10 protein-coding genes and 1 tRNA gene are annotated in these 7,149 nt (G+C 64.2%); 6 read left to right on the top strand and 5 right to left on the bottom strand.

The annotated features are described in order from the left end of the window. Positions 1–353 (top strand): integrase core domain-containing protein (locus CKJ82_RS11450; RefSeq protein WP_165765436.1); only part of this gene is annotated, 353 nt, incomplete at its 5' end. A 143-nt stretch (positions 354–496) separates the two neighbouring features. Beyond that, positions 497–973, top strand: a complete 477-nt coding sequence (locus CKJ82_RS11445) for a DUF3800 domain-containing protein (RefSeq protein WP_240510771.1) — start codon at positions 497–499, stop codon at positions 971–973. A gap of 235 nt (positions 974–1,208) precedes the next feature. On the opposite strand, the gene CKJ82_RS11440 is transcribed toward CKJ82_RS11445, so the two are convergent. Further along, positions 1,209–1,472, bottom strand: a complete 264-nt coding sequence (locus tag CKJ82_RS11440) for a hypothetical protein (RefSeq protein WP_133064078.1) — start codon at positions 1,470–1,472, stop codon at positions 1,209–1,211. A gap of 57 nt (positions 1,473–1,529) precedes the next feature. Between CKJ82_RS11440 and CKJ82_RS11435 the strand changes: the two genes are divergently transcribed. Then, a complete protein-coding gene (locus CKJ82_RS11435) occupies positions 1,530–2,351 on the top strand; it encodes a phytoene/squalene synthase family protein (RefSeq protein ID WP_095538246.1) in 822 nt (273 codons plus the stop codon). Positions 2,352–2,354: 3 nt separating this feature from the next. Here the strand turns inward: CKJ82_RS11435 and CKJ82_RS11430 are convergent, their stop codons facing one another. Genes CKJ82_RS11430 through CKJ82_RS11420 form a run of 3 tightly spaced genes read right to left on the bottom strand, consistent with a single transcriptional unit; the run spans position 2,355 to position 4,346 of the window. Further along, on the bottom strand, positions 2,355–2,942 hold the full coding sequence (locus CKJ82_RS11430; protein ID WP_133064077.1) for a hypothetical protein: 588 nt from the start codon (positions 2,940–2,942) through the stop codon (positions 2,355–2,357). A gap of 5 nt (positions 2,943–2,947) precedes the next feature. Continuing rightward, positions 2,948–3,874 (bottom strand): ornithine cyclodeaminase family protein, encoded by a 927-nt coding sequence (locus CKJ82_RS11425; protein WP_095538244.1) that lies wholly within the window; start codon positions 3,872–3,874, stop codon positions 2,948–2,950. Between the two features lie 22 nt (positions 3,875–3,896). After that, complete coding sequence (locus tag CKJ82_RS11420) at positions 3,897–4,346, bottom strand: hypothetical protein (protein WP_095538243.1); 450 nt, start codon at positions 4,344–4,346, stop codon at positions 3,897–3,899. 124 nt (positions 4,347–4,470) lie between these two features. Here CKJ82_RS11420 and CKJ82_RS11415 point away from each other — a divergent pair. The 3 genes from CKJ82_RS11415 (at position 4,471) to CKJ82_RS11405 (ending at position 6,389) form a co-directional block, all read left to right on the top strand. After that, positions 4,471–4,543 (top strand) — tRNA-Asn (locus CKJ82_RS11415). Positions 4,544–4,682: 139 nt separating this feature from the next. Further along, positions 4,683–5,681, top strand: coding sequence for an NADP-dependent oxidoreductase (locus tag CKJ82_RS11410; protein WP_095538242.1), 999 nt, complete (start codon positions 4,683–4,685; stop codon positions 5,679–5,681). 9 nt (positions 5,682–5,690) lie between these two features. Then, the gene (locus CKJ82_RS11405; RefSeq protein ID WP_095538241.1) at positions 5,691–6,389 is read left to right on the top strand and encodes a type 1 glutamine amidotransferase domain-containing protein; all 699 of its coding nucleotides are present in this window, start codon (positions 5,691–5,693) and stop codon (positions 6,387–6,389) included. 563 nt (positions 6,390–6,952) lie between these two features. Here CKJ82_RS11405 and CKJ82_RS11400 read toward each other — a convergent pair. Then, on the bottom strand, positions 6,953–7,149 hold a 197-nt coding region (locus CKJ82_RS11400; protein ID WP_165765385.1), incomplete at its 5' end, for an ATP-binding protein.

Below are 7,149 nucleotides of genomic sequence, written 5' to 3'. Positions count from 1 at the left end.
CGACTGCCGGTCGAATCCACGGCGACCAGCTGATACACCACAGTGACCGGGGAAGTCAGTACGTGTCACTGAAGTACTCCACCGCACTGGCCGAAGCCGAGATCCGGCCGAGTGTCGGCACAGTCGGCGACTCCTACGACAATGCTCTAGCGGAGACCGTCAACGGTCTCTACAAGGCGGAACTGATTCATGCCCAGGGCCCGTGGACATCAGTAGGAGAAGTCGAGCTAGCCACCCTGCGGTGGGTGCACTGGTGGAACACCAAACGTCTTCACGAGGCGTTGGACTACGCCACCCCACAAGAAGTAGAAACCGAGTATTATCTCACCGAGCCCATCAACACAGGGCCGTAAAAGAAGCGGAACCAAACCCAGGACGCTTCACTGACGGTCTGCGAGAACGCAATGGCTGGCTTGTCTCACCTGAGTTTCATGGCCATGCCTTGATGAATGGGTTAGACGACTGGAAGAGCCTCAATGGCAACTTTGGAGCGTGTGTGTCCATCTATCAAAAGGTGCTGCACGCAATACAGAACTCGGGTGCCCGGGTATACCTTGAAGGCGTTGATGTTAACCGGCTTAATGCGCGATACAAGTACCCGGATAGTCCTCACGAGGTGGCGCTCCGCCACACGCTTGAGCGCGTCAATGAGTACTGCGCACGCAACGGGGAGATGTGCAAGGTCATCGCCGACATGGTGCCGCAGCAAGACGATTTTAACGAGGCAATCCAAGGAGTTACCCGCGTCAGCACTCCGGGTTATCGCAGTCAAAAACTACTTTGCGTGGACGGCGACATCGAGTTTGTTGACTCTAGGGAAAGTAGGGGCGTGCAGGCAGCAGACATGTCTGTCTATGTGCTGCGCCGCCACCGAGAAGAAACAACCGCTAGTAAGTCGGCACGCAGGGCAACTGCGCGACTCGTAAAGGCACTCGGTCCCGCTCTCGTCCACGAGCGCAAGTGGCTTCCTTAGCCCAGAAAAAGCTCTGGAGCCTACGCGGCTCCAGGCGACAACGTTCCGGTATCCGGCTCGTCGTAGTCTTAATTTAACCGATTTTGGCGCTTTTGGTCAAGATTTTGCACAGTTGGACTTGCGTTGCCCTCGTACACGAACAAAACCCGGGCACATCTATCGCCTCTCCCGAAGACCGCAGTGCAATCACCAATTCTGCCCGTGTCAACCTCTCCTTGCGCAGGGCATTTCCCAATCACCGCGGCGGAAACAGTGCTATCCCCCACACACCAAGCGCCACGGCAAGGCCCACGAGCACCCACCACAGCACCCCGCGCGGCCGCGCGAACCACACATCCGCAGCGAGCCACACCGCGCTCGGCACCGCCAGCGCCAGGCCCAGGAACGTGAGTGCTCGCCAATCCGGCAGCTCCCGGGCGCTGACCAGCATCACCACGCCCAGCGCGAGCAGCCCTCCCGCCAACGCGCGTGGCCGCGGCCATCCAAGCGGAATAATCATGGGCCCGATGCTACCCACGCCCTCCACACGCGCACCAACAAACTACGCTTATGCACCATGACCGGCCACTACCTCGACACCTACGATGCCGCCTGCAACCGCGCAGCCGCGCAGGTCATGGCCCACTACTCCACGAGCTTCTCGCTGGCTACCAGGCTCCTGCCGCAGCCCACGCGCACGGACATCCGCAACCTGTACGCGGTTGTGCGGATCGCTGACGAGATCGTCGACGGCACCACCGCCCAGGCCCACGAGTGCGCCGAAACCGCACTCGACGCCTACGAGGCCGCCGTCCTCCACGCGCCCGCGCACCGCTTCCACGCCGATCCCGTCCTGCACGCCTTTGCCGCCACGGCCCGCGCGTGCCGCTTCCCCGAGGCCGAGCTGCGCGCCTTCTTCGCCTCCATGCGCTCGGACTTGCCCGACCAGCCGGACCTTCCGCTCGGCGACTACGTCTACGGCTCCGCCGAAGCCATCGGCCTGCTCTGTCTGCGCGTGTTCTTCCGCGGCGACGAAGCTGCGCTCACCCCCGATCTCGCCACCGGCGCCCGCGCGCTCGGCTCCGCGTTCCAAAAAATCAACTTCCTCCGCGACGTCGCCGAGGACTCGGCTCTCGGCCGCAGCTACACCGAGCATTCGCTTATCGACGCCCCCACCCACCCCTTCATCCCCCAAATCCGCACCGAACTCGCCCAGGCCAAGGAGCAGATCCCCAATCTGCCGGCCCGGGTCCGTCCGGCGGTGAAGGTTGCCACCGCCCTCTTCGAGGACCTCACCGACCGCATCGAGGCGACCCCTCCGGCCCAGCTGCGCACCACCCGCGTGCGCGTGCCCAATCATCGCAAGCTCGCGATCGCGGCCCGGGCGCTGCGCCAGTAGCAGCTACGCCGCGCAGGTGAGCAGCTTGTCAGTGAACTCCTGGGGCGCGCCCTGCTCGCGCAGGCGGCCGGTGTTGTAGCACTTGAAACCGGTTTCCGTCTTGCCGTCGGGCTCGACCACGTGCCACTGCTCGCCGTCAGCGCGGAAGGCGACGATCCAGTCGGTCTGGTTCGCGCCCGCAACCGCCCACTTGCCGTCGCAGTAGTCCACGTTCGTGCCGGTGTGGTTGGGCCACCCGGGGACGAGCTGGTCAAACGCTCCCGGCTGGCAGGAGGCGGCCTTCGCGCCGCCGCCCTTGGCCGCACCGGCACCCAGCGCCGGGATGGCAATGCCGGCGGCGCCCGCCAGCGCGGCAAGCTCGCCAAGCCCCGGAACCTCCGGGATCTCCAGACCGGGGACGTCGATAAGCCCTTGCGAAACGGCGAAGTAGCTGCCGGCGCCGACGAGCGCCAGCACACCCAGGCTAATGCCAGCGATGGCGCCGGGGCTCAGCGACGAAGACTCCTGGGCCGGTTCGGCGGCGTAGGCGGGACAAACGGCGGTGGCGGCGACGGCCGAGGCGACGCCGAGGGAAAGCAGCGTGTTCTTCATGCCCACTACTCTAACGGGTTTTCGGCCGCCTGCGCGACGGCCTGGGCGGTGGCGAGGTCCTGCCACGGCATGCCCACCGTCTTGAACACCACGCGGCGGTCCGGGTCGAGCGCGACCTCGCCGCGCACCACCTGAGCCATCGTGATGAGGTCCTCGCGGCGCACGGTGCCTTCCTCGGTGGCGAGCACCACGTCGCCGCCCTCGCGGTAGGCCACGGTCGGGTCCTCCACGATCACCTGGGCGCCGGTGAAGACGTCCGCGGCCAGTTCGCGGGCGTCCGCGGTGTGGGCGCCGACGGCGAGGACGGTGGCGTCCTCGCGAAGCTCCGCGCTCGTGACGATGGGTTTAGGCGACGTGGTCGCCGTGATGACCAGGCCGGCGCGGGCGAGTGCGTCCTGCGCCGCCGCGGAGCCGGACGCGGCCCAGGGGTAGGCCAGGTCCGCGGGCTCCGTACGCGAGATGAAGGTGATGCGCGGCTCGCGCACCCCGTCCAGCACGCTTTCCAGGGTCGCGGCGTGGCCGAGGCCCTGCGCCCCGGTGCCGAAGATGGCCACGTCCAACGGTTCGTTCGAGGCCGTGAGCCGGTCCAGCACCCCAGCGATTGAGGCTGCGGGGGTGCGGAGGGTGGTAAGCGCGGTGGCGTCGATAAGCGTGTGCGGCGTGAGCGTCTCGGAGTCCATGAGCAGGTAGGACCCCTGCACGAGCGGGACGTCCACTGTGGAGCCCGCGGGCTGGATGCCCAGGATTTTCACGCCCACCGCGGTGCCGGCCGCCGACGGCATGAGGTGCATCTCCCCGTGCGGGAGCGGCACCTTGGTGCGGAGCGGGTCCGTGGCGGGGTCGAAACCCGCGGCGAGGGTCTGGCGCAGCTTCTCGACGGCCTCCGCCGGCGTCACCGTGCTGAAGACGTCATCGTGATCAATAAAACGCATGGGCCCACCCTACGTGGGGCGACTAGACGCGGCCCTTGAGCGAGGCTGCGCCGTCATCCAGGTGGCGCGAGTCGTCCTTGTCCTTGTCCGTGTCCTGCTTCGGCTGCGGCGAGGGCAGCACGCCCGGCAGCGGGTTGGGGATCATGCCCTCCTGCACCATGTAGTAGCCGGTCGCTGCGACCGCGCCCAGTCCAAACAAGACGGAGAGGACAACCTCCGCGGTGGTGGACTTGCCCTGCTCGGAGGAGCCGCCCTTGCCCGCGACCAGGTCGTCCAGGCTGGAGCCCGCGGCCTTTTCGTAGTTGTTCTTCACCGAGCTCATGCTGTCCACGATCTCGGACGCGTCCTGGCGGACCACGGGCATGCCGCCCAGATTGACGGTGTCCCCGTTCGCGGCGTGGGCGGGTGCGGCGGTGAGCGAAGCGGTGGCCACCGTGAGCGCGGTAGCGGCGGCGATGATGCGTGAATTCATGAATCAAACACTAACACTTGCGCGTACTTTATGCGCGATTTACCCCTTCTGAACTGGCGATTTTGTTTTTCGTCAGATATGCGCCAAAATGATTAACCGTTGCACAGAGCAACAAAGAAAATATTCCTCCATAGCTCAGTTGGCAGAGCATTCGACTGTTAATCGAAGGGTCACTGGTTCGAGCCCAGTTGGAGGAGCAGTACTTGCAAGGCCCCGCGCCCCCTCGGAGTGCGGGGTTTCGCGTTTGGTCTGTGTGGTCCGCGCGCAAGGAATAACGAGGGCCCGCACTGCGTTCCTACGGTTACTCAGGTGACATAACCACGAAGGAGGAATGCGTTGACTACAGCTAAACAATGGGTTCTCGCCTCGCGCCCCGAGGGTGCACCGAGCAGCGAGAACTTCCGACTCGAAGAGGTAGAGCTGCCCGAGCTGGCCGATGGCCAGATCTTTGTGGAGAACATCTTCGCCAGCGTTGACCCCTACATGCGCGGCCGCATGAACGACACGAAGTCCTACATCGAGCCGTTTCAGATCGACCAGCCGCTGACCGGCACTGCGGTCGGCACCGTGACAGAGTCCCGCTCGGAAAAGTTCAAAGTGGGCGACACAGTCCGGCACTTTGCTGGGTGGCGCACCCACGCTGTGTTGCACGAGGACCAGGCGGAACACATTGACACCAGCATCGCTCCTGCCGAGGCGTATCTGGGCATCCTCGGCCTGACTGGGTTGACCGCGTACGTGGGGCTGACAGCGGTCGGCGAGATGAAGCAGGGCGATGTCGTGTTCATCTCGGGCGCAGCTGGCGCTGTGGGCTCCGCGGCAGGCCAAATTGCGAAGCACCTGGGCGCAGCGAAGGTGATCGGGTCTGCGGGTTCCGCGGAAAAGATCGACTACATCACCGGCCTCGGCTTCGATGCAGCGTTCAACTACAAGGACGGCGACGTCGAAGGCCAGCTCGCCAAGACGGCACCCGAGGGCGTCGACGTCTATTTCGACAACGTCGGCGGTGACCACCTCGAGGCCGCGATCGCGAACGCGAATACGTTTGGCCGCATCGCGATGTGCGGGGCAATCGCCCAGTACAACGACGCTGAGCCGGCGCCGGGGCCGCGGAACCTGGGGCTCGCTATCGGCAAGTGCCTGACGCTGCGCGGGTTCGTGGTCGGCCAGTATTCGCACCTCGCCGGGGAGTTTCAGGAGAAGATCGCCCCACTCGTTGTCGATGGATCGATTGGCTACGAAACCACGGTGCGAGAAGGCATCGACACCATGCCGAAGGCGTTCCTCGAACTTTTCGAGGGCGGCAACACCGGCAAAATGATCGTCAAATTTTAGGAGGACAACATGACCAAGGTACTTATGGTTGTTTCAGCAGCGGAGCATTGGACGCTTAACGACGGCACGCTCCACCCCACCGGTTTCTGGGCCGAAGAGCTGGTGACGCCGTACTCGATCTTCACCGAAGCCGGCTGGGACGTGGACGTGGCAACGCCGGGTGGCAAGGCTCCGACCGTAGACCAGGTGAGCCTGGGTGACGGCGCGGCCGACGCAGACACCCTGGCGACGGTAAAGGCGAAGCTTGAGGAACTGGAACCGGTGCTAGCGAAGCCGCTCAACCTGGACAACGTCGAGTCCGCGGACTACGACCTCGGCTTCTACCCCGGCGGACACGGCCCAATGGAAGACCTCCCGGTCAACGAGACTTCCGCCCGCATCCTCACCCAACGCATGACAGACAACGCGCCTGTGGCCCTTCTCTGCCACGCCCCGGCCGCTGTCCTGGCCACCGAGCATGCGCAGGGTGGCTCCCCGTTTTCCGGACGCAAGATGACCGGGTTCTCCAACGATGAAGAACGCGCCGCTGGACTCGCCGAGAAGGCACCGTGGCTGCTCGAGGACCGCCTCGCGGCCCTTGGTGCGGAGTACACCAAGGCACCGGAGCCGGGCGCGTCCTACGTCGCCGTCGACGGCAACCTCTACACCGGTCAGAACCCGGCCTCGTCGCAGGACCTCGCAGAGCGCCTCGTGAACGACCTTGCCTAATCGGAGGCAAGACAAGGTTTACGGCCCCGCCGCCATTGGGAAGCTACAGAGCATGAAATTCTACTTCTGGCTCTTCGCCCCAACGGGCGGTCGGGGCTGTGGCGCTCTCGCAACTGTGCAAGGGCTTCTCTCCAGATGAGGGAGAAAGCGGCAGGTCTTCTTGACACCGAAAACGCTAACCCTCCTACGTCTGGGATCTTTCGGGGAAGGGTGCTGGAGTCCACCCCTGTTGATGGAGTCTCATCGAAGCTCGTACCCAGCCGCAGAGCTCCGTGAGGTCGCCGTCAGTAAACTCCATCCCCGCGATTCTTCCGCAACAGGGACTCAGCGTGCGTCGTTGGTAGCAATCCAAGGGTCACTGCTTCGAGCCCAGTGAGAAAAGCAGTTCAGACGGAGTGCGGGGATTTCGCGTTGCCCGGGTCGTCTCGCTTATCGACGCTTGCCAGCTCCCCCACTCACCACTACCCTGTTCAGACCACTGATTTAGTAACGCCATGGTGAGGATCGAGTAACGCCCGGGTGAGTATCCAGTAACACCCGGGCGTTTTGGGGGTTAGGTGAGGTTAGTGGGTCAGGCGCATGTTGTCTCCTTCTAGTGTGATGATCTCGGCACCGACGGCGAGCCGGTTGAGAATCGACTCAGCGATGACAGCGTCGGGGATGGACTTGCACCATTCGATGGGGGCGAACTGGGATGTCACGATGGTCGCTCCTCGGTTTTCTCGTTCCGCAATGATGGTCAACAGTTGGTGTGCGGTGG

Origin of the sequence: Corynebacterium gottingense (genome assembly GCF_002285125.1) — a bacterium.
Lineage (GTDB): Bacteria > Actinomycetota > Actinomycetes > Mycobacteriales > Mycobacteriaceae > Corynebacterium > Corynebacterium gottingense.
The sequence above is the reverse complement of the archived record's forward strand: the minus strand, read 5'-3'. Positions and strand labels throughout refer to the sequence as shown.

Coding starts and splice junctions, on each gene's coding strand:
- CKJ82_RS11435 (WP_095538246.1), top strand. CDS start 1,530: ATGACCGGCCACTACCTCGACACCTACGATGCCGCCTGCAACCGCGCA.
- CKJ82_RS11405 (WP_095538241.1), top strand. CDS start 5,691: ATGACCAAGGTACTTATGGTTGTTTCAGCAGCGGAGCATTGGACGCTT.
- CKJ82_RS11440 (WP_133064078.1), bottom strand. CDS start 1,472: ATGATTATTCCGCTTGGATGGCCGCGGCCACGCGCGTTGGCGGGAGGG.
- CKJ82_RS11430 (WP_133064077.1), bottom strand. CDS start 2,942: ATGAAGAACACGCTGCTTTCCCTCGGCGTCGCCTCGGCCGTCGCCGCC.
- CKJ82_RS11425 (WP_095538244.1), bottom strand. CDS start 3,874: ATGCGTTTTATTGATCACGATGACGTCTTCAGCACGGTGACGCCGGCG.
- CKJ82_RS11420 (WP_095538243.1), bottom strand. CDS start 4,346: ATGAATTCACGCATCATCGCCGCCGCTACCGCGCTCACGGTGGCCACC.